Raw genomic sequence first — 25,830 nt, forward strand, 5'->3', positions numbered from 1 at the left:
TCGCTTTAAACCGCGCCATTACTCACTCTTAAAGACAGGTTCATTTTTTTCGTCTACGGTGTAAGGAAGTGAATAGGCTGGAACAATCGGACTGTTTTCATACAGCAAAAAACGGATATCCTGTCCAGGTTCCAAGGTGCCTTCATAGTTTTGAAGAGCTTCATACAAGTCCATTGAGTAGTCAACAAATACTTCGCCTTTGCCGTTTACCACAAACGGCAAATTCTTGCCGCTATACGGACTGGTTACCGTCTGCTCTTCCTGAAAGCCCATCGCTTTGTAATTGAGCTTGTAGACATTGTCATCGATGATTTCAGCAATCGGCGCTTTTCCGCCGTTGGCACTTTTCCGGATGTTAATCGTGCGGATTGCTTCAGTAAGGCGCAAATCCACCAATTTCACAGTCGGATTTTCTTCCACGTCCATTAAGACATATTGGTAAATGCCGCCGGACTCATAGGCATTCGGCGGGATCTCCGATAAATAGGCCGGAGAAATTTTAGAAAAATCAATTGGGTATTTGATGTATTGATCGACGTCCATATCCCGGGTCTTGATTGGCAGCAATCCGCTGCTCGCTCCCCGGAACTGGTTCACTGCATTTTGCACAGAAATGATCTGATCTTCATAAGGGATCTGATTTTCCGCGCGTTCACTTTCCGGGAACATGCATCCGCTCAACAACAACACGCTGATCAGCAGCGTAATCGCTAATAATCCTTTTTTCATTTTTATCACCTCAAGCGCCGCCTGTCGGCCCGCTAAGTATTATGAAAACCATGATAAAGAATCCAAGTATCAAAAGAATATAAGCCGTTAATGCAAAAAGGAATTTCAATATGCCATTGTTTAATTTATATCTGCTTAAATAAATCAGTCCCATAGAAATCATTAAAAAAGCAATACCCGCAAAGGAGACCCACATCTTGTCCAAAGAACTCATAATTGACCGCCTTTCGTTCTATTTCACCCCGTATTATAGCATAAAGAAAGAAGAGGCCGCGGAGCTGAACCTCTTCTTTTGTGACAATTATAGTAAGTTAATTAAATCTTCCATTTCGTTTTTCTTCATGCGCCCCATCAGCCTTTCGACCGCTTCGTCTGTCGAGATATCCTCAAAGAGGACCGCGTACAGCGCAGCAGTGATCGGCATCGGCACATCGTGTTTTTGGGACAATTGATAGGCCGCTTTTGTGGTGCGGATCCCTTCAACTACCATGCCCATTTCTTCGAGCACTTCGTCAATCGACTTCCCTTTTCCAAGCATATTGCCGGCGCGCCAGTTGCGTGAATGGACACTTGTACACGTGACGATCAAGTCACCGACGCCTGAGAGCCCGGAGAACGTTAGAGGCGTTGCACCCATCTTGACGCCTAAGCGGGCGATTTCGGCAAGCCCACGCGTCATCAGAGCCGCTTTGGCGTTATCCCCGTACCCTAAACCGTCTGTAATGCCGACAGCCAAGGCGATAATGTTTTTCAAGGCACCGCCGATTTCCACTCCGATGACATCGGTATTGGTATAGACGCGGAAATAGTTATTCATGAACAGATCCTGGATGCGCTCCGCTGATTTTGTGTTTTCACAAGCAGCCGTCACGGTTGTTGGATGTTCAAGAACCACTTCTTCGGCATGGCTCGGTCCGGAAAGGACCACCACATCTTCAATCCATTGTTCCGGAATTTCTTCCCGGATCATTTCGCTGATGCGCTTCAAAGAATCTGGTTCAATTCCTTTGGAGACATGCACAAACAAGGCTTTTTTGTTCAAGTGCTCTTTTATGTTGGCACAAACTTCGCGAATCGCTTTTGTCGGCACTGCCAGTACGTATACGTCCGAATGGCCGACGGTTTGCTTCAAATCAGCTGTTGCCTTTAATGTTTCAGGCAGCTGAATATTTTTTAAATAACGGTTGTTTGTATGGTTATTGATTTCTTCAGCCTGTTCTGCCCGGTGAGTCCAGAGCAGAAGGTCATGGCCATTTTGTGCAAGCACATAGCTTAAAGCGGTTCCCCAGCTGCCTGCTCCAAAAACTGATACTTTTTCCATGTTATTGCCACCTTTCACCTTTTATGTCCGAGCACGCGTAATCAGCCGAAGCGGAGTTCCTTCAAAATCAAAGCTTTCGCGGATTCGATTTTGCAGGAATCGCTCATAACTGAAGTGCATAAGCTCCGGTTCATTGACGAACACCACAAAAGTAGGAGGCTGAATGGCCACTTGAGTTGCATAGTATACACGCAGTCTGCGGCCTTTATCGGTCGGTGCCGGGTTCATTGCCACAGCATCCTCGAGTACTTCGTTAAGAATACTGGATTGAATGCGTCTTGAGTGATTATCGTTTACACGGTTTACGATATCGAGAATGTTATGGACGCGTTTGCCGCTTACAGCCGATACAAACATGATTGGCGCATAGTCAAGGAACAAGAAATGCTCCCGGATTTTACGGGTCATGACGTTCATGGTTTTCTCGTCTTTTTCGACGGCATCCCATTTGTTTACGACAATGATGACTGCTTTGCCGGCTTCATGTGCGTAGCCCGCAATTTTTTTGTCTTGTTCCTGGATGCCTTCTTCTGCATTCAGGACAACTAAAACAACATCGGAGCGTTCGATGGCACGAAGTGCACGCAGTACACTGTACTTTTCTGTAGTTTCGTACACTTTCCCTTTTTTGCGCATGCCGGCCGTATCGATGATGACATATGGCTGGCCGTCGTACTCATATTGAGTATCGATGGCGTCGCGTGTCGTTCCGGCAACATCGCTGACGATCACGCGCTCTTCGCCTAAAAAGGCATTGACAAGCGATGATTTCCCGACGTTTGGACGGCCGATCAAAGAAAATTTGATGACGTCATCCGGATATTCTTCCTCGTCATCCTGTGGGAATTTTTTCGCTACTTCATCCAGCAAATCCCCTAATCCAAGTCCGTGGGAACCTGAAATCGGGAAAGGTTCGCCCATGCCCAGAGTATAAAAATCATAAATAAGATGGCGCATGTCCGGGTTGTCGATTTTGTTGACGGCTAAAATAACCGGTTTTTTTGTCCGGTATAATATTTTAGCCACTTGCTCGTCTTGTGCCGTAACTCCGTCACGTCCGTTGACGAGGAAGATGATTACATCCGCTTCGTCCATTGCAATTTCCGCCTGTTGGCGAATTTGTTCCAAGAACGGCTCGTCTCTTAAATCGATGCCGCCTGTGTCGATGATATTGAATTCATGTGTCAGCCAATCTGCCGAACTATAGATGCGGTCCCGTGTGACTCCTGGAATATCTTCCACGATGGATACACGTTCCCCGACCACGCGATTAAAGATCGTGGACTTCCCAACGTTCGGCCGGCCAACGATTGCTACTACCGGTTTTGACATAATAATTTCATCCTTCCACTTCTAATATCCCCATTATACACGAAAAAGGTGATGGCATCTTGTAAATGTCCATCACCTTAAAAGGTGTAATATTCAGTTTTTCTTTCGGTTGGCATAAACCGACGGCTCATAGCCCCGCATCGCCAAATAATGGTGAAGCTCCCCCGTGATGATCACCGGGCAATTTTCCAATTCCGCAATGGATTTTGCCCCCAGTGCGGTCATCATCATTTGAAGGTCTTCAGTCAGGGACTCGATTTCTGAAACCAGCCGGCTTTCGCCATGCTCAACGGCCATTTTTAAAAATGAACCCGCCAGCCCTGCGGCATTCGCACCCAATATGAAGGCTTTGATCATATCCTGGGCACCGCGGATGCCGCCGGAAGCCAATACAGTCTTTGGAAAAGCCTCTTTCGCTTCAATGATGGCCGCCGCTGTCGGAACTCCCCATTCTTGAAAATAAGAGAGTTTGCGCGCGCGGCGCTCATTTTCGATTGCCGCAAAATTGGTTCCGCCGTAGCCGCTGACATCAATCGCTGCAATCTGGGTCCCGGCCAGCTTTTCGGCCGCTTCCCTGGAAATGCCGAATCCCGTTTCTTTGACGATGACCGGAACATGGAGGTTTTCAGCTATTTCGGCAATGCGTTCAAGCGCTCCTTTAAAATCACGGTCGCCTTCCGGCATGGTCAGCTCTTGGATTACATTTAAATGAATCTGAAGCGCATTGGCCCCGATCATCTCCACAGCATCTCTCGCTTGCTGAACAGTCGCTTCGCTGCCCAGATTGCCCATGATGAATCCATGAGGATTTTCTTTCCGGACAATTTCGTAGGAAGCCCGTTCATTTGCGTCTTTAATCGCTGCCATCTGGGAACCGACAGCCATCGCGATGCCTGTCTCTTTCGCAGCCCGCGCGAGCATTCCGTTCAATTTTTCGGTCTGGCTCCCGCCGCCGCCTGTCATGGCATTAATAAAAACAGGTGATTCCAATTTCAAATCACCTGTCTCCGTATGAATGCTGATATCCTCTACTCCAAGGTTTGGCAATGCTTGGTGAATAATGCGTACATCATCAAACAAAGCTCCAGCGCTTTGGCCTGTAGATAGTGCATATTGAATATGGTCCATCTTCCGTTCAGCTCTCGACATTTATTCGGACTTAAATCCTTTTAATTTGTCGCCGATTACATCACTGATAGAAAAGCCGCTGGATTCTTCCGGCATTTCATAATTGGAATAATCTTGTTCCTTCTCTTTTTCCTGAAGTTCTTTAATGCTGAGTGACAGGCGTTTATCAGCTTTATTCACTTCCAGTACTTTTACTTGGACTTCTTGCCCTTCAGAAAGCACTTCATTTGGAGTTGCAATATGCTTGTGGGCAATCTGCGAAATGTGCACCAGGCCTTCTACCCCCGGAAGCACTTCAACGAATGCGCCATAGCTGACAATCCGTTTCACTTTTCCGTCATGAACCGATCCTTTTGGCGCTTTTTCTTCAATGGCATCCCACGGCCCAGGAAGCGTGTCTTTGATCGATAAGGAAATACGTTCAGAATCCCGGTCTACCGAAAGAACCTTGACGGTTACTTCCTGCCCTTCTGTTACAACATCCGAAACTTTCTCAACATGCTCATGCGATAACTGGGAAATATGGACAAGCCCATCCACTCCGCCGATATCCACAAACGCACCGAATGATGCAATGCGCTGCACTTTGCCTTTCAGCACATCGCCTGCATGAATGGTGTCCATCACTTCTTCTTTTTGTGATTCTTTTTCCAATTCCACGACGGCGCGGTGTGAAAGAATTAAACGGTTGTTCTCTTTTTCCATCTCCACGATTTTAAATGTCATAACTTTGCCTTTGTAATCTTCAAAGGATTCCACGAAATAATCTTCTACAAGTGAAGCAGGTACAAATCCGCGAACCCCGAGATCCACCACAAGTCCGCCTTTTACAACATCCTTCACTTCAGATTCAATAATTTCGCCAGACGCAAACTTTTTCTCCAACTCGTCCCATGCCTGTTCGGCATCGACTTTGCGTTTCGACAAAACAAAGTTTTCGTCTTCTACTTTGGTAATGACTAAATCTAGTTCATCACCGACCTGAACTGAATCTGATGCTTTCTCGATGTGTAGGCTCGACAACTCGCTGATCGGAATTACCCCATCAAAAGGCGCTCCCTCAATTGTTACAGTTACAGCTTTTTCTTCTATGTTCGTAACAATACCTTTTACGCGATCCCCTGTTTGGAAGTCGCGGTTTTCCATCTCGTTCATTTCCTCAGACATAAGTAGCCCTCCTTCACAAACTATCCACTTTCTATTTTATTCGAATTCTCTAATAAAAACAAAAAATATCACTTATTTTTGCTATATTCATCCAGAATTTCTTGAATGCTGCTCATAATCACTTCGGTCACTTCTTCGGCAGATGCTCTTCGTTCCCGGTAAGGGTCCATTAAAATCGGTTTGCCATAGACAACCCGTACTTTTCTGAACATCTTATAGGGCCCGATGATGGCGCAAGGCACGACATCTGCATTGCCCCGAAGCGCGAAAAATCCGGCTCCGCTCAACCCTTTTTTCAAGACGCCGTCTGTCGATCTTGTGCCTTCCGGAAACAAGCCGACCACTTCTCCGCTTTTCAGCACTTTTAATGCCGTTCTTAAGGCTTCGCGGTCACTCATTCCCCGTTTAACCGGAAAGGCATTTACTTTCGGCAAAATTGGTCCAAGGACCGGAAGTTTAAACAATTCTTCCTTTGCCATGAAATGGACCGTTCTCGGCGCAGTCATTCCGACGACTGGAGGATCCAGCGCATTAATATGGTTGGAACAAAGAAGTACGCCGCCTTCTTTTGGAAAATGCTCAGTGCCAAGCACTTCAAAACGATAAAGAGGATGCAACGCTGTTTTTACCAAAGTTTTCCCAACTGCATATAAATTCACGTTAGCTCAACCTTTCTCCTGCAAGTCTTAAAATCTCTGCTGCCGCTTCCCGGATGGTCAATGAAGTCGTATCAAGGTAGATCGCATCATCCGCTTGGCGGAGAGGAGAAACTTCCCGTTCACTGTCCATTTGATCACGTTTTGCGATTTCCCCTTGGAGTTCTTCAAGAGGCGTATGGATATTGCGTTTTTTATTTTCTTCGAAGCGGCGGCGCGCCCGTTCTTCAACGCTGGCAGACATGAACACTTTCAATTCCGCTTTCGGCAAAACGTCCGTGCCGATGTCGCGGCCATCCATCACAACGCCGCGCCCTTCAGCAAGCTGCTGCTGTAATTTCACCATTTGCAGGCGAACAGATTCGTGCGCAGCCATTTCAGAAACTGATCCTGTTACTTCCTGCGAACGGATGGCTTCTGTCACATTCTGTTGATCCAGGAAAACCAGCTGGCCATTTTCAGACGGCTGTAAATCGATGGCTGTCTTCGCCAGCAATTCTCCCGCCGCTTTATTGTCCGAAAGGTCGATGCCTTCGTTTAACGCCTTTAATGTAATGGCGCGGTACATCGCACCCGTATCGATATAAATATACCCCAATTGTTCTGCAACGATTTTCGCTATTGTACTTTTCCCGGCAGCCGCAGGGCCGTCCAGAGCGATTTGTATTGATTTCGTCAAAAAAGTCACCTCATCATATGTATTCATCATATTTTAACATAGAAAAGCGGAGCCGCCTATTCAGTCCCGACAGGCGCTGGAGGAATTACGGACAATGGCGCTTTTTGCCATTTTCCGTAAGGCCGAAGCGACCCGAGGGACTAGGCGGCGCAGCTAGACAACACTAGAAAAGCGGAAATGGCCGCTTAGATTCGACAGGCAAGAGATGGACCAAACTATTTTGGGCCATCTCTTTGCGACGAAGCATGAAATGCTGCAGGAGCAATAAGGGTTTTAGGCAGACCAGCGAAGTGGCGTTCTTTGCCACACAGCCAGGCTGGCTTATGACCCGAGAATCTGGCCATTGAAGCTAGACATTAGAAAAGCGGAAGCGCCTATCAAGCTCTGACGGGCGTAAGACGATTTGGCGAAGCGGCGTTTTTTCAGCCGCACAGCCGAAGCGGCTTACGACCCAAGGAGCTAGGCGTTGAAGCTGGACACTAGAAAAGCAGAGACGGACATGTAGAATCGACGGGCATAAGACAAACCGGCGGAGTGTCGTTCTTTGCCGCACAGCCGGGCTGGCTTATAACCTCAAGAGTCTGTCCTTTGCAGCTGGCCAACTCAAAATTAGAGGCAGGGCCATTAAACACCCATACCCTTCAACCAAAATTTAAACACAAAAAAAGCCTTGGGATGCAAGACTTTTTTAAGGTTAGAACCTAATCTACTTTATGGGTGCAAGGAAGAATTGTTATGGTAATGGGTCAGTGAGAGCTGGTGAGCTTGTTTCACTTTTCTTAAGGCAAACCACCATAAAAACAGCATAAATGGAATGACACCATACGACAAGTTCGTGTTAATGTACAATATTGAATTGTAGATCAAGTGCAGCGACATGGAGCTGACAAACGCAAAGGCCAGCCAAATTGGCCCGTTCGTCCCTTTTGTAAACTTGGCTCTGCCTAAATAGTAGCCCATTACCACTCCGAACAGTGCATGGCTTGAAACCGGCAAAAATGCCCGGATAAATGCAGTTTCCAACCCAAACTCCATTAAGTATAGAATATTTTCAACAGTGGCAAATCCGAGAGACACACTGGCACCGTATAAAATGCCATCATAAGGGTCTTCGAAATCAACATGCCGATAGACAGCGATAATTAGGACAAGCCATTTGAAAAACTCTTCTAAAATACTTGGAAATAACACTTTTTGGTTGAAGACCTGCTCAAATACACCTTCAAACTCAAAAACATATTGAATAAATAAAATCGGGAAAGTCAATACCGCGCCGTATATAAAAGATTGAAACAGCAGCTTGGAAGGCTCAGCAGCAAATTGATCACGCAAATAAAAATAACTGAACAACGCCAGACTTGGAGCAATTGCAACTGTCAGTAGAATTATCATATGCCTGCTCCTTTGCTTAAGTCCTCTTCCATCATCAACAAACAGGATGATCGCCGGCTCTCCAAATGGAGGACCGGCTGACCGTGAATTTTCGATGGAATTACTCGGCAATCAGCAAGGACAAATCCACCTAACCAATTGACGTTTCTCTTAATTATAGCACGGAACAATGGTAAATATTATCCATTTTTTTAATTTAATTCGAGCGAACTTATTTATTGAATGTATTAATGTCCACTTCTTTTGCCAACGATAAAACAACAGCCAACTTGATGCGCGCTTTTTTGCTGTCATAATCGCTTCCAAGCAGGACGCCTTTCAGCATCAAATCGTGGGCACTCCCCGGATAGCTGTAGCTTGGATAGGATTTGCCTTCTTCTGCACTGGTGGTCAGGACGACCGCTATCCCTTTTTGGACAGCCCGCTCAATCGCTTCCACCATATGCGGCGACACCTGTCCGCGGCCGGCTGCTTCCAAAACAATTCCCGCTGTATCCCCTTCGGCCAGCAAATCAATCATATGGCCGTCCTGTCCGGAATAGCACTTGATAATTTCTACTCTCGGCAGATGGACTCCCACTTGATGGACTTCATGGAAAATCGGTTTTTGGTAGACACTGACTACATCATTATCGATGATTCCGAGATAGCCGTGGCCGAACGAGTCAAATCCCTGGAGATTGCTGGTATGTACTTTTTTGACATATTTCGCTGTGTAAATTCGCTCATTAAAAACCACTACCGTGCCAACGCCCTTTAAATTATCATCGACCGATACATATATGGAGTTCCGCAAATTCGAGTAGACATCTGTTCCAACTTCGTCCGGCGACCTTTGCGATCCTGTCACCACAATCGTCCGGTCATCGCTGATGGTTAAATCCAGAAAATAAGCCGTCTCTTCCAAAGTATCTGTGCCATGGGTGACAACAATCCCATCCACCGTTTCATCAGCCAGTTCGGTCTGGATCGCTTCCCTAAGCTGGAGCATTTTATCGAAGCCGATATGCATGCTCGGCAATTGGAAAACATCGATCACTTTTACTTCTATTTCTTCCGGCAATTGGCACAATGCTGCCAGCTCCCTGCCTGAAATCGCCCCGGATTTCAACAATCCTTTTGAAACTTCCTTGCTTGCAATGGTTCCTCCCGTGGTAATCAAAGACACTTTTTTATTCATAAACCAACACCCTTTCTCCACCCTATTTTACACTATTGCCTTATCGATCCCATATATTTTTCCTTTTAAAAACAAGAAAAAGCGCACTTAGCGTACGCTTTCTTTCGCTGCTATCGCAGCTGCTATTTGATCGCCGTGGAAACGCCCGTTTTCGATGAAAATCGAATTGGCGTTATTGCCGGCAGCGATGACGCCTGCAATATACAGATTCTCTGTCTCTGTCTCCATTGTGGCTTCGTCGAAGATGGGGCATCCCGTTTCTTCGTCGATGGCAATGCCGATATCTTTCAAAAACCCGTGGTCCGGGTGATAGCCGATCATCGCAAAGACAAAGTCATTCGGAATCGTTTCTTTCGTATCGTTGACGGTCAGCTCAACTTCCTGCTCGCCAATCTTGTCCACTATCGAGTCGAACAGCATCGTGATTTCGCCTTTGCGGACCAGGCTGTCAAACTCCGGCAAAATCCAGGGCTTGATGCTTTTGGAATAGCTCGTGCCGTGATAGGACACAGTGACACGGCTTCCGGCTTTATGCAATTCAAGAGCGGCATCCACTGCCGAGTTTTTGCCGCCGATCACCAGAACATCCTGGTCAAAATAAGGGTGGCCTTCTTTAAAATAGTGCATTACTTTCGGCAAATCTGCACCTTTTGCATCGAGCTTATTCGGATTGTCATAATAGCCGGTGGCCGCTATGACATATTTTGCGCGATAGGTGTTTTTTGTTGTCCGGATGGTAAAATCCTGTTCTTTTTCAACAGCCAAAACGGTTTCAAACGGACGGACTTCCAGTCCGCTTCGTTTCACCACTTCCCGGTAATACACCAGGGCCTGATTGCGTCTTGCTTTCCGGTCTTCCGTTATAAACGGAATATCCCCAATCGATAGTTTTTCACTGGAGCTGAAAAACGTCTGGTGGGTTGGATAATTGTATATTGCGTTGACGACATTTCCTTTTTCGATCACAATCGGCCGAAACCCTGCTTGTTGGAGGGCAATCGCTGCGGCCAAGCCACACGGACCCCCGCCGATAATCAGTGCATCTACATTTTCCATTATAAACCTCTCCTACAATTTGAATCTCTCTTTAGCATAGAAGATTCTTTTTACTGCTGACAACCAAAAACACTTGGCTGTTTTTAAAACGCCCAGTTGCTAAATATGTTCGGTTAATTTTGGCTGGATGGTATAGACATGGTATTCTGCTTCCGCACCTAAACGCAGTGGCAGCTTGGTAGTCCCGTATCCATTGCTGATCAGTTCGGTTTTGCCGCTCATTTTTCGGAATCGCCCTTTCTCTGCAATTCCGAAACGCCCCAGCCGGATTTGCCCGCCATGAGTATGGCCGGCCAGCAGAAAATCTGCTGGATGGTTTTCTCTGACGTATTTGAAGATGGATGGCGTATGCGATGCAAAAAGGACGGTGTCTTCCGGTTCAACTCCTGAAAAAGCCTTGGAAATTGCATCTTTTTCGTATATGAAGTAATCAAGGCCGACCAATTTCAACTGAGGATTGCCAAACAAAGTCACCCACTCATTTTCCAAAACAGTCACCTTATACTTCTCAAAAAGCTTGCGAAGTTCTGCTTCACCAACATTCCGGTCATGATTGCCCCAGGTAAAGTACAATTCCCCTAGCTGGCTAAGCACTTTTAGATTATATTCAACGCGGCTTAGCGGCACGCCTTTTTCTGCCAAGTCTCCGCCGATAATGACCACATCCACTGGATTTGCCGTTAAATTCCCGTTTAATGTTCTTCTATGGATATCCGAGATGAACATTAGTCGAAACGGCTTAAACGGCCGTATAGCTGGCAATTCCACTGTATGGCTTTTCAAATTTTGCTGAAAAGCATTGCGTAACATAAAAAGAAGCAACGCCAGCGCTGCCAGGATGCTTTTAGTAATCCATTTCATCTTAAAAATCCTTTCAATTAAATAAAGAGGCAAAGCAGAGAGCTGCTTGTGCCTCTTTACATTTGTTTATCAGATCAGTCTTCGGAAATATCCAATACGCGGAACCCTGATTTTTCAAGTTCCTTCACGAAACGTTCCACATTGTCTTTTTTCTTGATTTTCAGGACGATCCGGCGTACCACTTTGTCTGTTTCATCAAAAGTAACCAATGAGATGACAGCTTCCTTGAACTTCTCAATTATATCACCTAATCGGCCGATGCGCCCTTCCGATTCTACAGAAGTAAACGTTATGCGCACCCCTTCTTTTTCCATGCCAAATGCACTTTGCAGCTGGTTCATCACGTCAAAACGCGTGACAATCCCGAGCATCTCGCCATTTTCGACGACGGCGATAATCGGGAAATCGTTCAATTCGACAATCGCTTTTTCAAAAACGTCATCAAGCTGTAAGTATACCTCCTGATTGACCATTACATCGCCGATTTTTGTTGTGCTGACAAAATCTTCTTTGGTTTTGCCGGAAAGGAAAAATGCACGGTATACGTGATACCAAGTGAAAATCCCTTTATATGCAGTGCCTTCCAATACCGGAAGTGCATCTATTGTATGCTGTTCAAGCAAATCTAGTCCAATTTGGACCGAATCATCCATTTTAACCGTATGGCATTTTTCTCTTTTGACCATTACACTTTTTACAAACATCCAGTTCACCTCTGCCTTTTCTCTGCTTATGAGTAATTATTTCGCCATCACCATTGTGTTTCCCTCTTTTATGGCAAAATTAACGTCCGGCCAACGGTTAATTCATTTGAGGATAATCCGTTCGCCTGTTTGATTTTTTCTACACCTGCGTTTGCCCCGGCAGAGCCATAGGTATTAACGGCAATTCGGTAAAGTGTCTCACCTGGCTGAACCACATGCGTTTTACCAGATGCATTTTTCTTTTCCTCGGCTTCTTTTTCAGCTTTGGCTTTTGCTTCCGCCTCTGCTTTCGCCTTAGCTTCTGCTCTCGCTTTTGCCTCTGCTTCTGCTTGGGCTTTAGCTTTTGCCTCGGCCTCCGCTTTTGCTTCTGCTTGTGCTTTTGCCTGAGCTTCTGCCTGTGCCTTCGCTTTTGCCTCAGCTTCAGCCTTTGCCTTGGCATCTGCATCGGCTTTAGCTTTCGCATCCGCTTCGGCTTTAGCAGCTGCTGCTTTTTCAGCTTTTTCTTTTTCAGCAGCAGCTTTTTCTGCTGCTTCTTTTGCTTGTTTTTCTTCTTTTTTCTTGTCTTCCTCTGCATCAGCAAGAATACCTGCGTTATCAGACGGTGAAGGATTTGTATCCAAGGTGACTTGATCGTTCACGGCGCTGGTTGTCAATGTGTCATCTGGCTCATACAAAACGGCCAAGTATATAAGAAGTGCTACAGGGAGTAAAATGAACATGAAAAATAAGGCAGGCAGCAGTACATTCTTTCTTTTCTTCGGCTTCTTTTTGCTCGTATTCGTTTTGCGGTAAGCCTTTCTCGAAGCTGCTGTACTGCTTTGAATTGCAATTTCCTGGCGTCCTTTTTCGATTGCCTCACGATAATTTTGTTTTCCCATAGTCGACTACCCCTATCTGCTCTAATAACTCCATTATGCCGAAAAATTCCCTTTTTGTAAATGTCGTTTTCCGAAAATTGTCATTAAGGCAATAGTGCATTTAGACGATTTTGCCAGCTCTCAAGTACTACTTTCTTCGGTTTCTCCAAGCGCTTGCTAAAAATCGAATAATCAATGCCATCATTCACGCAGCAATTCTCGGGCTTTCCTTTCAAGTGCTGGTCAAAGCACTCGATGATATACTCCCGGATGCAGCTTTGGAGATTGACCAACTTCTTCATTTTATCCACTTGCTTGATTTTTTCCCTTTGAAGAAATTCCATTTGGCGCAAGGTTTCGGATTCGCTCAACCGGCTCAGCCAGTAAGCAACGACGCGCAATGCGGTTTCTCTCACAATGCCCTCAGCCACCAATTGTTCCGCGCCGGCTGGATGGGAAGCGACTTGCTGGATTTCATGCCGCGTCGGCAATTCGTCCATAACAAGGCTTTGCAGCAAGCCTTCATCGCCTTCTGCATAAAGCAAAGTGGCAAGTGCTGCTTCGCCGTCACGCCCCGCTCTTCCCACTTCCTGGACATACCCCTCAACAGAAGTCGGCAATTGAAAATGCACGACATGCCGGATGTTTGAAATATGGACACCCATGCCGAACGCATTGGTCGAGCAAACCCAGTCCAATTCGCCGTTCTGGAATTGCTGCTGCACAAAAACGCGGTCTTGGTGTTCCATTCCGCCGTGATAGTACGAAGCGGAAATTCCCTGATCCATCAAAATGGCAGCAAGTTCCTGCGATTTTCGCCGTGTTCCGGCATAAATGATGCCCGGTCCTGCACTTCCGCGGACAAAAGAAGTGAGCCATTCCAGTTTCTGCCGGGAATCATCGAATTTCTTTATGTCATAGACAATATTTTTCCGGTCCATCGAATGCTTATATATAAAAGGCTCTTCGAGTTTCAAATACGTTTTGATTTCTTGGGTCACTTTTTCTGTCGCTGTAGCGGTCAGTGCCAGCACCTGCGGAAACTTCAGGATCGGAAGGATTTCCGCAATGCGGAGATAATCCGGCCGAAAGTCAAATCCCCATTGCGAAATGCAGTGGGCTTCATCTGCTACGAGCAGAGAAACGTGGATTTTCTCCAATTGTTTTTTGACAAAAGGCTGGACCAGCATCTCCGGAGAGATAAAAATAAAACGGTAACTGCCAAGCGTCTGCCAAATTTTCTCTCTTTCCTGCGGCTTCAAAAAGGAGTTGATGGCCACTACAGACTTCTCCCCCATTTTTTTCAGCTGGGCAACCTGGTCCTGCATCAGCGACAGCAACGGCGAGACGACCAGTACGGTGCCCGGCAGAATATGTGCAGGCAGCTGATAACACATTGACTTGCCCATGCCGGTCGGCAGAAGCGCAACCACGTCCTTGCCTTTTATGACCTGTTCAATCACTTCCCGCTGTCCTGGCCGGAATGACGAAAAGCCGTAGGCGGAAAAAAGCACTTCTTCTAATTTCATGGTTGGTCCTCCCTTAACGCAAGCGCCAAACGGATTTGGAAATATGTCGCGTCCGGCAGCTCTTCTTTTATATCCCTCAAGCGCTTCGTGTTTCGTTTTTTGCTGACGGTCACAATTTGTTCATACATGGCTGGCGGCATGAAAGGCGTAAAATTGAAAAAGGGGTCATTCATCGCCAGCTCCACAAAATGATCTTCAATGGTGCTGGTTTTCAATTGGCGGATTGCGGCAATTTCACTCAAGGAAAGGCCTTTTTCAAACAGCTTTTCTGTCCGCTGGGTCGACTCCGTCAAAACGGATCGTTGAATGACGTGATCAAGCAACGGGGAAAGCATAGGGAATCCGTTCCGCTCAAGTACATCGAGCCATGCATGCAATGCTTCTACTGCCGCTAATTGAACGTCCAGGATATGCAAATCATGCGCTAATGCAATCTGCTCCCACGTCATCCCACTCCACCCAAGGCCCGTTAAACGCTGCATCAGGACCATTTTCGAGCGTTCTTCGACATCCGCCGCCTCCAGGCTTTCCAGCATCTCCGCTTTAAAGCGGGCGACAGAAGCAGGGTCCCGGAAATTGATCTTTTTCAAATAATGTTTAACCCACGACTGCAGGTCTTCTGCGTTATGTACCGGATCGAATCGGTTGGTTTGTTGGCTTGTATAGGATAAAGTCTGGACGACCAAAGACAAGCGGTTCAAAAAGACGGCTTCATTGCCCCTGTATTTCCAGCCATTGAGCGGTGATGCCGGCATCGCATGAGCTAAAGCTTTATCCGTCAAATCGATCACTTGATCATTGTCTCTAAGCAGCTGACGGGCAAATAAGTTCTGGATTACTTCATCGTAAAGACGTTTTTCCAGATTTGGCATAGCTGCGAAATATGGGTGGAGCCGATAATAACCGACATCCTGAATGGTTTGGCCTGATTTCTTCCCTTTGATCAAATGGAACGGAGAAGAGATGGTGCGTTCTAAATTTATGGCTTTCATAATGGTAATAACGAGCTCCTCGAATAACAAGAGCGGCCCCCCTAGCGTTTTTTGGTTGAAAAACATAGCAAACACCTTTAGAATGAATTACGGTAGTATAACTGAACTTGTTCGGAGATAAAGGAGAGGAAAATAATTATGGCTAAGTATACCATTGTCGATAAGGATACTTGTATCGCTTGTGGCGCCTGCGGAGCAGCAGCTCCAGACGTTTACGATTATGACGACGAAGGAATTGCGTTTGTTATTCTAGATAATAACATGGGAACAGAGCAAGTTCCAGATGAACTAGAGGAAGACATGGAAGATGCGTTCGAAGGTTGCCCGACCGATTCGATTAAAGTTGCAGATGCTCCATTCGACGGAGACCCTCTTAAATATGAAGATTGATTTGAAACGCTAAAACAGGCGTTCACGAAAGCAAAGATGCTTTCGTGAACGCCTGTTTTGCATTATCAGCTGTTTATGCGGATAAAAAAAGCTGAGCGAGAATTCTATCTTCCCGCTCAGCCCATTATGTCTTTATTGGTAATAAAGGCGCTGCTTGTCGATCCACTTTTGCATGCTGCTGAACATCAGCAGGACAATAGCTGTCAGAATCAGCCCTTTAATCAAGTTGAATGGTAAGATTCCCAGAACAATTGTGCCGAATAGCGCATTGCCTGTTTCTGCAGGCATGTTCAAGAAATACGTGTACATCGGCAAGAACACCAAGTAATTTAATACGCTCATGCCGATCGCCATGGACAATGTCCCGGCAGCCAATCCGAAAGCCATGCCTTTTTTTGTAGCCATTTTGCGGTAAATCACGTAGACGGGCATAATAAACAAAATGCTTGTTACAAAGTTGGCTAAATGGCCGACCGGAACGCCTGTAGGGCTTCCAGCAAAAAGCCAATCCAGCGCATTTTTGAAAAATGCTACGAGTATCCCCGCAACCGGCCCCATTGTAATGGCCGCAATCAAAGCCGGCACATCACTAAAATCGACTTTCAAGAAAGCGGGTAACGCTGGCAAAGGGAAATTGAAAAGCATCAAGATAAATGAGATGCTGCTCAACATTCCGATGACGATCATCGACTGCAATTTTTTGTTCTTCATATTCCTCTCTCCTTGTAGTGATTCACCAGAAGAAAGGTTTGGACAATGTGGCCCTGTACACAATAAAACCCTTAAGCACGTTCACTTAAGGGAGAAAAGGCACATTTAATAAGCGCTGTGCTTATAGCTAAGCAACACACGTCCGCACCTTCACCTTCTCCCATCCAGACTATACTGTCGGCTTTGGAATCTCACCAAATCCTGCGTTTTACGGCTCGCGGGCTTATGGACATAACGTCCAATTACCGCCGGTAGGGAATCACACCCTGCCCCGAAGATGAATCGATATTTTGTTATACCCTAATCTTAGTAGAAAACAGACACCTTGTAAACTAAATTGTTTACAAAGTGTCTGTTTATTTCAGTTATTCCGTTGTCCATGGCGTATTGTTGGTTGCCACGGGTGTTTTCAGCGGCATTGTAAAATCATACCCCAGCCACTGCGGTTGCTCTGTATTGGCCAATTGAACTTGCTTGCCGTAAGATTTGGCTGTCATGGCAAAGCTTTCAATCATGCGCTGGGCGTCCATTTCTTCCATAGAAGAGAAATCAAAAGGCGATTGAAATTCGATTTGGACAAGTTCATCCGTTTCAGTCACCGAAAAAGCGATGTCTTTCGGCAGTGTGCTTTTCTGGAAATCATTCGGCGAATCTTTCATGGCTTGAAACGCTTCAGTAGCCGTTTCAAAAGGCATGCCATATCCAGGCGCCAAATAAGTTTCTCCTGCCGCTGTTGTAAATGCGTAAAAAGCGACATTCTTCACATCCGTCACAACCGGTTCCATCGGTCCCATCCCATTGAACTCCACCGGACTGCCGTCTTCATTCAATATCGCTACTTGACCGGCATCACGGAAAGTTTCCTGCAATGTGGACGTATAGACGCCGATGCTTGCAGAAGCCAAATCATATTGGTGGTCGCTTGGAAGCGTATGCTCAGCTCCTTGAGGACCCATGGCAATTCTCCCCACATACGGATGATATTCATCAAAGCCAAGGGCTTGTTCATCAATTTGGCTGGCGTACTGATTATACAGTTCAACGGTATTCGGATTTTCCTTGCCGAAGTCATCCATGATTTGGGCATCCGGAATCAGAAAAGAAAGCGGAATGACAAATGCGTTTTCAGTAACCCCAATCGTAAAAAGCGTATGCCCTTCCAAGTCTTCATCATAAATGGATATGCGGGCTGCCCCGGCATCTTCAGATTCCATAATGGACGTCTCTGCATCACCGGTTGCCGCATTTTCTTCCTGAAGCGTCCGATCTTCTGCTGAATCCGCGGTAGAAGCTGCAGACTGGTCCGCTCCGCTTTCCGTACTTTGTTCGTTGTGTGCTGAATCCATACCGCTTTGGCTTAATATCGAGGCAACCAATATGCCGATGGTGATAAAAGCAAGAGCCGCTACGAGCAGAGGCAGCCACTGTTTCTGCCGTTTGCGGGCAGGTTCTTTTTGGGTTAAACGCCGGTAAACTTCCTCTTTTGGCCGGTCGTCCCGGATAGCGGGGAAATCGCGCAGCAAATTCTCGATATGCTCATCATCCCAGTTGTCATGTGGCATTTGCCTCTCCCCCTTCCTTAGAGGATAATTTTTCTCGCAGCGCTTTTATGGCACGATGCTGGGTGGTTTTAACTTTCCCTTCGCTCCAGCCCAGCACCTCAGCTGTTTCTGCAATCGATAAATCCTGGAAGAAACGCATGATGATGACCATCTTCTGGTCTCCGGTACATTGATCCAACGTCTTATACAGCAATATTTTGTCTTCATTTAAAGAAGCCACTTCTTCCGGAATGCGTTCTGGTGAAGTCAGTTGCTGGGTTTCCCAGTCAAAATGCTCAGCTGAATGCTTTTGGCGGACTGCCGTTTTGCGGAAATGGTCTATTGCTACATTTTTGGCAATGGAAAAAAGCCAGGTTTTTTCGGAACTCTTTCCTTCAAACCGATCATAAGCCTTAAAGACCCGAATATAGACTTCGTGCATCAAATCTTCCGATAAATGACGGTTTTTCACCAGGTAGATGAGAAATTGGAACACGTCCTGATGATAGTCATCATACAAGCGATGGAAAACGGAGTCATCCATACACTCCCCCCGTTCTATGAATTAGTCGTCTCTGATTTCATAAAGTTACATCTTTTTAAGAGGCAGCAGGAAGACGAATGATGTCCCTTCCCCGACCGTGCTCTCTGCATAGATTTTTCCATCATGCGCATTGATGATGTTGCTGGCAATCGCAAGCCCTAATCCTGTACCGCTTTTGCCGAGCGTTCTCGCTTTGTCTGCTTTATAGAAACGTTCAAAAACATATTGCAGGTCTTCTTCGGGAATTCCGATTCCTGTATCATTCACGGAAACCTTGGCATATCCTTGTTCTTGTTCAACTTTGACAATCACTTGTCCTCCTGCCGGTGTATGGCGGAGCGCATTGTCGATTAAGTTTGTCATCACTTGTTCAATGCGGTCTTCATCAATTTCAGCTGCGGCCCAGTCGTCCAGCTCGGTTGCGAACGAAAGCTGAACGCCTGTTTCTTTAGCAGCCTGGGAGAATTTCAAGCTCATTCGTTCGATTACTTCATTGAATTGTACCAGTTCTTTATAAAGGCGCATATAGCCGGATTCCATGCGGGCAAGATTCAGCAGATCGGTCACAAGACGGCCCATTCGCTGGGACTCTTCGTAAATGATTTTCGTCATCTCGCGCCGTTCATCCTCTGTGGTGCCGACATCATCCAGAAGCGCTTCGCTGTACCCTTGCAGCATCGCAATCGGCGTACGCAGTTCGTGGGAGACATTGGCAATAAAATCTTCCCGCAGTTTTTCCAAACGGTGCTGCTCCGTCATATTGTGAAGGACCGCAACCGCTCCACGTACGGATTCCCCACTGTAAAGCGGACTGAACGTGATGGCGTAATAGGCGCCTTCCATTTCGAGTTCTTCCTGGATTTCATCTTCATAATCGAGCACATGCTGCAGCATATGGATCATTTCAGAAGGGAGCGGCTCCCCTTTTTCCACGCCTCTTTTCATCAGCCATTGCTGCAGCAATTTTTCTGCAGGCGGGTTGCTTAAAAGAATCGTGCCATCTTGGTTAAACGTAATCACGGCATCCGCCATTGAAGTCAGGATGCTCGAAAGCTGTTCTTTTTCCTGGTTGATCACTTCAACGTGATGCTTCAGCTGGCGGCCCATTTGATTGAATGCGGTAGCCAGTTGTCCGATCTCATCACTTGAAGTCGCGCGCACTTTTGTATCAAAATTTCCTTTCGCCAATTCAAATGCGCCTTCACGCATTTTCCGGAGCGGCGAAGTGATGCGCGTCGATAAAAAGAAAGCAAAAAATGTCGTTAAAATAAAGGCGATAAAAGCGGAAAGGAACACGATGTTTGTCGTCCGTTCCGCCGTACGGTCCATCACTTCAAGGGACTGGTAAATGAACACCGTTCCATGCTTCTGCTCAACGGTCTGCAGCGGACTGGCAAGCACAATATACGACTCCAGCATGTCTTCTTCGGTCAATGACGGCAGAAGCATTTCTTTCATGACGGTTTCATCGGTCTCGAACACTTTTTGGAAATCCGGTTCGTTTAAAATTTCTTCCCGTAGTTGATTCCCGTTGATGCCATTGTGGATATAGTAGGTACTTTCATGCGGAGCTTCCGCAATGACGGCGTTTGTTTCCGGCCCTAAAATGTCATCAATCACCGTCAGCGATATATTGACTTCTCCGTGGTCGTTGAAAATTGAAGCAATCGTATCCGCTTCTTTTGTCAACGTCTCCTCTACCGCTTCGCTATGGTAATTTCCAAGAAACTCCAACAGCAGCACTGTCACAATAAAAAGGACAAAGGAAACGAGAAGCAGTATTGTGATCCACAGCTTCCCGACTACACTATTCCATATTCTATTCATTTCCTACCTCGAATTTATAGCCGACGCCCCAAACGGTGACAATCATCTTGGCCGCCGATTCCGATACGCGGTTCAGTTTTTCCCGCAATCGTTTTACGTGGGTATCGACAGTCCGCAAATCACCGAAAAAGTCGTAATGCCAAACTTCTTTCAGCAAATGTTCCCGGTCAAATACTTTATCCGGAGATTTAGCCAGGAAATACAAAAGTTCGTATTCTTTCGGCGTTAAATTCACTTCGACATTATCCGCCGTGACGCGATGCGCATCATGGTCAATGGTCAAATGCGGAAACACGACCAAATCTTTTGAAACAGTAGAACTTGTTACAGGCGAATACGCTGATGAACGGCGCAGAATCGCTTTTACCCGCAGTACGACTTCTCTCGGGCTGAACGGCTTAACGATGTAATCATCCGCACCGGCCTCAAATCCTTCGACGCGGTTCGCTTCCTCGCCTTTAGCTGTCAGCATGATGATCGGCGTCATTTTCTTTTCACGGAGTTCCGTGCTGACCTCGATGCCGTCTTTTTCAGGCATCATCAAATCGAGCAGAATACAATGGTAATCTTTTTCGGTCGCCATCTCTAAAGCCTGGACGCCGTTTTCCGCTTCCTCTACGATATAGCCTTCACGCTCTAAATACATTTTCAGCAAACGGCGAATCCTTTCTTCGTCGTCTACAACCAATATTGTAATTTCTTCAGACATTGTAAACCCCTCCAACTTTTGTCTCTTACTCCTCATTGTACCGTCAATATTTGCAAAAATAAATAAAAAGCCTTTTCCACTAGTGGAAAAGGCTCATTAGTTTGTCCAGATAAAGGCGCTGACCTCTTTCTTGTCCAGCTGCAGCGCCTAGCTCCTCGGAGCTGGGCAGGCGCTTCCGCTTTTCTTTTTAAGCGTAAGAGTGCAGTCCGGCGATAATTAGGTTGACCGCTACCAGGTTGAACATGATAATCGCAAAACCGACTACGCCAAGCCATGCGGATTTTTCGCCGTGCCATCCTTTTCCAAGGCGCAGGTGAAGATACGCTGCATAGAACAGCCAAGTAACCAATGCCCATACTTCTTTTGGATCCCAGCCCCAGAAACGGGACCAGGCGATTTGGGCCCAGATCATCGCAAAGATCAAAGCACCTAAAGAGAATAATGGGAATCCGATAATAACTGCACGGTAGCCGATTTCATCCATCAACTGCAAGTTGACGTTTTTGACGAATGGCTTAAAGATTGCCGCAATGCGTTTTCTGGCTACTAGCCGGATGACCCAGTAAAGAATCGTACCGAACACAAACGACCAGAAAACCGTTGTCAATTTGCTGGCGTTTACGACTGCCGGTGTTTCCACCCATGGCGTCATCGTGCCTTCTGTCAACTGGACATATTCATTCATGCCAAATACCGGCGGCATGTTGTACGTAATCTTTGTTTCCGCATCTTTTTCATCAATGTACGTAAAGTCGGCTTGATAGTCCGTCAAAGTGAAATAGGTGCTCGAAATGACAAACCCTAAAACAATAACCAACGAATACATAATGGCTTCCAAGAAAAAACGCTGTTTCGAGTTTTTCTTCATGTCTACTACTTTCAATAGATATACCAATCCTGCAGCAGCGCTGATGGCCAAGACGCCTTCAGCAATTACTACGGTGCTTACATGGATTGCAAGCCAGTTGGTTTGAAGCGCCGGAATCAATGGGCTGACTTCACTTGGGAACATACTTGCAAACGCAATGATCAGCAGCGCAACCGGCAAAACAATCATGCCGATAATCGGCGTTTTGTATAGCGCATAAATCACGATAAATCCGCCTACCAATGTCATGCCGAACGCTGTCGTAAATTCAAACATATTGCTGAGCGGGGGATGGCCTGTTGCGCCCCATCTTGTAAAGAAGTAGCCCAGATTAGCTAGAAAGCCGAGAATGGTAATGGCAAATGCCACTTTCCCCCAGCGATTTTCAGAATCGAATGATCGTTCTTTGTTTCCTTTTACAGCTCCGCCGAATACAAATGAAGCAATCAAATAAGCAATGAATGCTGCATAAAGTAAATTGGAGCTCATGTCTGCTAAACTCATGACAATGCCTCACCTTCCTCTTTCTTCTGTTTCTCAATTTCTTCCTGCTGATCACGGTAAGCAGGAAGCGACGCGTATTCTGTAACTTGATCGAGATCTTTCTTCAAACCAAACCAGTTTTTGTTCGTATGGCCTGCTAAAAGAATCCCGCCATCCGCTTGTTGCTGAATCCAGAAACGGCGATGGTTAAAGTACATTCCCTGCGCCACACCAATCATGAAAATCAGGCCGCCTAAACCTAGAATCGGCAAAGTACGGTCTTTTCGAATGGTCAAACCGGAAACATCACGTGTATCTGCACTTTGGAAAGCCAGCTTGTATTGGTTCTCACCCAAAGGCTCCACTGTATTCTGAATGGTGATAAAGCTTGTTTCTCCGCCTGGCGTTTCAGGCGTTGTCATTTCCACTAAAAATCCTGGGTTGTTTGGAAGCGGCGTTGCGGTTTGCGGTTCACCGTTTTCAAAACCGGAAAAATCAGGGTAATAGCCAAGCAATTTTACGGTAGAACCATTCTCCAGTTCGTAATCGTTTTTCGGATTGATCAGATCAATCGTCAATTCACCCAAATTTTCTTCTGTTTCCTTATTCGTCAAAGCAAAAGTCATCGCTTTTAATTCGTTCAATTTAAAGTCCATTTGGTAAATGGCATAGCCATCAAATTTCAATGGCTGATTTACCCGGATCGCCGATTCTTCAATTTTCTCTAAATCGTTGGCTCCCGGAAGGCTGTCATCCGGTTTTTTGTAAAGGACGACATCGGTTTGATAGTTTTTGGCGACTGTTCCCACTCGCTCAATCGCTTCTTCAAATACTTCATCTTCTTCTGTGTTATACGTTTCCATCTCAAAATTCTTGCTTTCAAGCGTATAGCCCGGCGCTTCTGGAATCGCTCTTGTTTCCCCTTCCCGGATCCACAAAGTTTCGTCCACGTAAAAACCTGGCATCATGCGCAGCATAACACCTACCAGGAATATGATAAGTCCAATGTGGTTGACGTAAGGGCCCCATCTGGAAAACCGTCCCTTTTCCGCCAACAATCCGTTTTTGTCGCGCGATACATTGTATTTCAGTTCTTTCAGTTTTGCTTCCGCTTTATCCAAGGTATCTTCAGTGCCATTGCCTTCCGCATAAATGCGCTGCTTGTTCATGAAACTGGCATGGCGCAGAACCCGTTGGTTTTTCAACGAGCGATAAAGTGGAACAAAACGATCCAGACTCGCAACGATCAACGAAATAGCCAGCATGCCGACTAGGATAATAAACCAGAATGAATTGTATAGATCATGGAACCCCAAGAAATGATAGACCCGCCCGACGCTGCCGTATACATCCGCATAATAAGCTTGGATCGTTTCGGCATTTCTGACCGGCACATCGACGTATTGTTGTTGAGGCAATATCGTTCCGATTGCAGCGGCCACAAGGATAACGACAATCAGGCTGACACCGACTTTTACACTGGAAAAGAAGTTCCAGATTTTATCCACAATCGTTTTGTTATACGTTTGTGACCGTCTGGCGGTTCCTTCATAGCGCATGTCCACTAATTTGCTGTTCTGCTCTTTTTCCGTCAAAGACCGCCCGCAGGATTCGCATAATACCGTTCCGGGCGGATTAACATGGCCGCACTTGCATTGCATTTTCTCCATCCGAAAAAAACTCCTTATTCGGGTTTAATTTCTTCCATAAACCCTTTAATGTCTTGCTCTGTCATTTCACCTGTAACAACCTGCTCAATTTCCCCTTCCGGGTTCACCAATACCGTTGTCGGCAACGGAATGATGTTATAAGCAGTCATGACGCTTTTTGTTTTGTCGATGACAACCGGGAAAGACAAATTGTATTGATCAGCAAAGTTTTGGACTTCAAATTCAGACTGTGCAATATTGACAGCGAGAACTTGGACCCCTTGATCTTTAAACTGTTCATACTGGCGGTCCATTGCAGGCATTTCTTTCGCGCATGGTTTGCACCAGGTTCCCCAGAAATTCAGAAACACGCCTTGCCCTTTGTAATCAGACAATTTGTGGGTATTCCCTTCCAGGTCCACCAGTGAGAAGTCAGGCGCTTTGTCTCCGGCTTTAAGCACTGAGACATCTTCTGCTGTTGCATTGTTATAAAGTGTATAGCCAATGGCAGCAATCATTAAAAGCAAAATAACTGTACGCATAATCAGCCTGTTCTGCTTTTTCTTGTTTTTCTTTTCGTTCAATGTTATTCCTCCTTCGAGGTATGAATGCAAATCCAATTATAGCAAAGTTTCAAAGGCTTAAAGGACGGAGTTTTGAAGGGTTTGTGAACGTTAATTGCGCTTTCCGGTTTCAGCCATGACGCGCAGCAATTTCACTTCGTGGGCTGTCAATTCTCTTGATTCCCCGGCATTCAAGCCTTTCAAAGTCAGAAAGGCAAATTGCTCACGGCTCAATTTCTGGACTGGGAATCCAATGGCGTCGAACATTCTGCGCACTTGGCGGTTACGCCCTTCGTGGATCGTAATTTGGACAATCGCTTTGCCCGTTTTCTTGTCAGCAGACAATTGTTTGACTCTCGCTGGTGCCGTCATGCCGTCTTCAAGCTTGATGCCGCGTTCAAGTTTTTGAAGGTCCTCACGTGCCGGAACCCCTTTTAAGCGCGCCACATAAGTTTTATCAATTTCAAATTTCGGATGCGTCAGCATATTCGCAAATTCGCCGTCATTTGTCATAATCAATAATCCCGACGTGTCGTAATCCAGGCGGCCAACCGGATAAATCCGTTTGTCGATATCGTCAAAGAAATCCGTCACGACTTTCCGGTTTTTATCGTCGCTCACCGCTGAAATAACGCCGCGGGGCTTGTAGAATAAATAATAGACTTTTTGTTCTTTTTCCAGCTGGACGCCTTCGACTTCAATCGTGTCGTTTTGCGTCACTTTTGTCCCTAATTCTTTTACCACTTTTCCATTAACCCGTACTTTTCCATCCAATATTAATTGCTCCGACTTCCGTCTTGAAGCTACACCTGCATGAGCAAGCATTTTTTGTAATCTCTCCATAAGTCACCTCATTGATTTTTTTAGACATACAAAAGCAGAAGCAGGATCAGCTCTCAAACATACTTTCTTCCGTTCGTCTCACTCGGAATTATGTCACATTTCGTCGAAAAGCGAAAGTA

26 protein-coding genes and 1 riboswitch are annotated in these 25,830 nt (G+C 46.0%); of the genes, 1 reads left to right on the forward strand and 25 read right to left on the reverse strand.

The window, feature by feature from the left end; translation table 11 throughout:
* Positions 1-18 precede the first annotated feature (18 nt).
* The 16 genes from BLQ32_RS05670 to BLQ32_RS05745 form a co-directional block, all read right to left on the reverse strand.
* On the reverse strand, positions 19-729 hold the full coding sequence (locus BLQ32_RS05670) for a hypothetical protein (RefSeq protein WP_053165862.1): 711 nt from the start codon (positions 727-729) through the stop codon (positions 19-21).
* 10 nt (positions 730-739) lie between these two features.
* Positions 740-943, reverse strand: coding sequence for a DUF2768 domain-containing protein (locus BLQ32_RS05675; RefSeq protein WP_036801887.1), 204 nt, complete (start codon positions 941-943; stop codon positions 740-742).
* A gap of 87 nt (positions 944-1,030) precedes the next feature.
* A complete protein-coding gene (locus BLQ32_RS05680) occupies positions 1,031-2,050 on the reverse strand; it encodes an NAD(P)H-dependent glycerol-3-phosphate dehydrogenase (RefSeq protein WP_036801884.1) in 1,020 nt (339 codons plus the stop codon).
* A 21-nt stretch (positions 2,051-2,071) separates the two neighbouring features.
* On the reverse strand, positions 2,072-3,382 hold the full coding sequence (gene der / locus BLQ32_RS05685) for a ribosome biogenesis GTPase Der (protein WP_053165773.1): 1,311 nt from the start codon (positions 3,380-3,382) through the stop codon (positions 2,072-2,074).
* Positions 3,383-3,475: 93 nt separating this feature from the next.
* Positions 3,476-4,510 carry a type 2 isopentenyl-diphosphate Delta-isomerase gene (gene fni / locus BLQ32_RS05690; RefSeq protein WP_280513352.1) on the reverse strand — a complete coding sequence of 345 codons (1,035 nt, stop codon included), beginning with the start codon at positions 4,508-4,510 and terminating at the stop codon, positions 3,476-3,478.
* 21 nt (positions 4,511-4,531) lie between these two features.
* On the reverse strand, positions 4,532-5,677 hold the full coding sequence (gene rpsA, locus BLQ32_RS05695; RefSeq protein WP_036801877.1) for a 30S ribosomal protein S1: 1,146 nt from the start codon (positions 5,675-5,677) through the stop codon (positions 4,532-4,534).
* 68 nt (positions 5,678-5,745) lie between these two features.
* Positions 5,746-6,336: a lysophospholipid acyltransferase family protein gene (locus BLQ32_RS05700; RefSeq protein WP_036801875.1), complete on the reverse strand. Its 591-nt coding sequence runs from the start codon at positions 6,334-6,336 to the stop codon at positions 5,746-5,748.
* 1 nt (position 6,337) lies between these two features.
* The gene (gene cmk / locus BLQ32_RS05705; protein WP_175557075.1) at positions 6,338-7,012 is read right to left on the reverse strand and encodes a (d)CMP kinase; all 675 of its coding nucleotides are present in this window, start codon (positions 7,010-7,012) and stop codon (positions 6,338-6,340) included.
* Between the two features lie 711 nt (positions 7,013-7,723).
* Positions 7,724-8,404, reverse strand: coding sequence for a glutamic-type intramembrane protease PrsW (prsW, locus tag BLQ32_RS05710; RefSeq protein ID WP_074509422.1), 681 nt, complete (start codon positions 8,402-8,404; stop codon positions 7,724-7,726).
* 211 nt (positions 8,405-8,615) lie between these two features.
* Positions 8,616-9,584 carry an asparaginase gene (locus tag BLQ32_RS05715; RefSeq protein ID WP_074509423.1) on the reverse strand — a complete coding sequence of 323 codons (969 nt, stop codon included), beginning with the start codon at positions 9,582-9,584 and terminating at the stop codon, positions 8,616-8,618.
* 87 nt (positions 9,585-9,671) lie between these two features.
* Positions 9,672-10,640, reverse strand: coding sequence for a YpdA family putative bacillithiol disulfide reductase (locus tag BLQ32_RS05720; protein WP_074509424.1), 969 nt, complete (start codon positions 10,638-10,640; stop codon positions 9,672-9,674).
* A 99-nt stretch (positions 10,641-10,739) separates the two neighbouring features.
* Entirely contained in the window at positions 10,740-11,501 is a 762-nt protein-coding gene (locus tag BLQ32_RS05725) for a metallophosphoesterase (RefSeq protein WP_074509425.1), read from the reverse strand.
* Between the two features lie 74 nt (positions 11,502-11,575).
* Positions 11,576-12,205 carry a CBS domain-containing protein gene (locus tag BLQ32_RS05730; protein ID WP_053165770.1) on the reverse strand — a complete coding sequence of 210 codons (630 nt, stop codon included), beginning with the start codon at positions 12,203-12,205 and terminating at the stop codon, positions 11,576-11,578.
* A gap of 68 nt (positions 12,206-12,273) precedes the next feature.
* The gene (gene tolA / locus BLQ32_RS05735; protein ID WP_074509426.1) at positions 12,274-13,083 is read right to left on the reverse strand and encodes a cell envelope integrity protein TolA; all 810 of its coding nucleotides are present in this window, start codon (positions 13,081-13,083) and stop codon (positions 12,274-12,276) included.
* Positions 13,084-13,166: 83 nt separating this feature from the next.
* Positions 13,167-14,591, reverse strand: a complete 1,425-nt coding sequence (locus BLQ32_RS05740) for a RecQ family ATP-dependent DNA helicase (RefSeq protein WP_074509427.1) — start codon at positions 14,589-14,591, stop codon at positions 13,167-13,169.
* Positions 14,588-15,613: a YpbB family protein gene (locus tag BLQ32_RS05745; protein WP_074509428.1), complete on the reverse strand. Its 1,026-nt coding sequence runs from the start codon at positions 15,611-15,613 to the stop codon at positions 14,588-14,590. Before BLQ32_RS05745 ends, BLQ32_RS05740 begins: the two co-directional genes overlap by 4 nt.
* A gap of 108 nt (positions 15,614-15,721) precedes the next feature.
* Here BLQ32_RS05745 and BLQ32_RS05750 point away from each other — a divergent pair, with 108 nt between their 5' ends.
* On the forward strand, positions 15,722-15,973 hold the full coding sequence (locus tag BLQ32_RS05750; RefSeq protein WP_036801855.1) for a ferredoxin: 252 nt from the start codon (positions 15,722-15,724) through the stop codon (positions 15,971-15,973).
* Positions 15,974-16,105: 132 nt separating this feature from the next.
* Here BLQ32_RS05750 and BLQ32_RS05755 read toward each other — a convergent pair whose 3' ends face one another.
* From BLQ32_RS05755 to BLQ32_RS05795, 9 genes are all read right to left on the reverse strand, one after another.
* On the reverse strand, positions 16,106-16,684 hold the full coding sequence (locus BLQ32_RS05755; RefSeq protein ID WP_036801850.1) for an ECF transporter S component: 579 nt from the start codon (positions 16,682-16,684) through the stop codon (positions 16,106-16,108).
* A 148-nt stretch (positions 16,685-16,832) separates the two neighbouring features.
* Positions 16,833-16,967: riboswitch (FMN riboswitch) on the reverse strand.
* Between the two features lie 82 nt (positions 16,968-17,049).
* On the reverse strand, positions 17,050-18,246 hold the full coding sequence (locus BLQ32_RS05760; protein WP_074509429.1) for a GerMN domain-containing protein: 1,197 nt from the start codon (positions 18,244-18,246) through the stop codon (positions 17,050-17,052).
* Positions 18,236-18,769: an RNA polymerase sigma factor SigX gene (sigX, locus tag BLQ32_RS05765; RefSeq protein WP_053165765.1), complete on the reverse strand. Its 534-nt coding sequence runs from the start codon at positions 18,767-18,769 to the stop codon at positions 18,236-18,238. The genes BLQ32_RS05760 and sigX overlap by 11 nt, the downstream gene beginning before the upstream one ends.
* 45 nt (positions 18,770-18,814) lie before the next feature.
* Entirely contained in the window at positions 18,815-20,596 is a 1,782-nt protein-coding gene (locus tag BLQ32_RS05770; RefSeq protein WP_074509430.1) for an ATP-binding protein, read from the reverse strand.
* Complete coding sequence (locus tag BLQ32_RS05775) at positions 20,589-21,305, reverse strand: response regulator transcription factor (RefSeq protein WP_036801707.1); 717 nt, start codon at positions 21,303-21,305, stop codon at positions 20,589-20,591. Before BLQ32_RS05775 ends, BLQ32_RS05770 begins: the two co-directional genes overlap by 8 nt.
* Positions 21,306-21,492: 187 nt before the next feature.
* Entirely contained in the window at positions 21,493-22,677 is a 1,185-nt protein-coding gene (gene ccsB / locus BLQ32_RS05780; protein WP_074509431.1) for a c-type cytochrome biogenesis protein CcsB, read from the reverse strand.
* Complete coding sequence (resB, locus tag BLQ32_RS05785) at positions 22,674-24,326, reverse strand: cytochrome c biogenesis protein ResB (protein WP_074509432.1); 1,653 nt, start codon at positions 24,324-24,326, stop codon at positions 22,674-22,676. The genes ccsB and resB overlap by 4 nt, the downstream gene beginning before the upstream one ends.
* Positions 24,327-24,340: 14 nt before the next feature.
* Positions 24,341-24,889 carry a thiol-disulfide oxidoreductase ResA gene (gene resA / locus BLQ32_RS05790; RefSeq protein ID WP_074509433.1) on the reverse strand — a complete coding sequence of 183 codons (549 nt, stop codon included), beginning with the start codon at positions 24,887-24,889 and terminating at the stop codon, positions 24,341-24,343.
* Between the two features lie 90 nt (positions 24,890-24,979).
* Positions 24,980-25,711 (reverse strand): pseudouridine synthase, encoded by a 732-nt coding sequence (locus BLQ32_RS05795; protein WP_036801717.1) that lies wholly within the window; start codon positions 25,709-25,711, stop codon positions 24,980-24,982.
* Positions 25,712-25,830 lie beyond the last annotated feature (119 nt).

The organism is Planococcus glaciei, from assembly GCF_900099655.1.
In the GTDB taxonomy this organism is placed as follows: Bacteria; Bacillota; Bacilli; order Bacillales_A; family Planococcaceae; genus Planococcus; species Planococcus glaciei.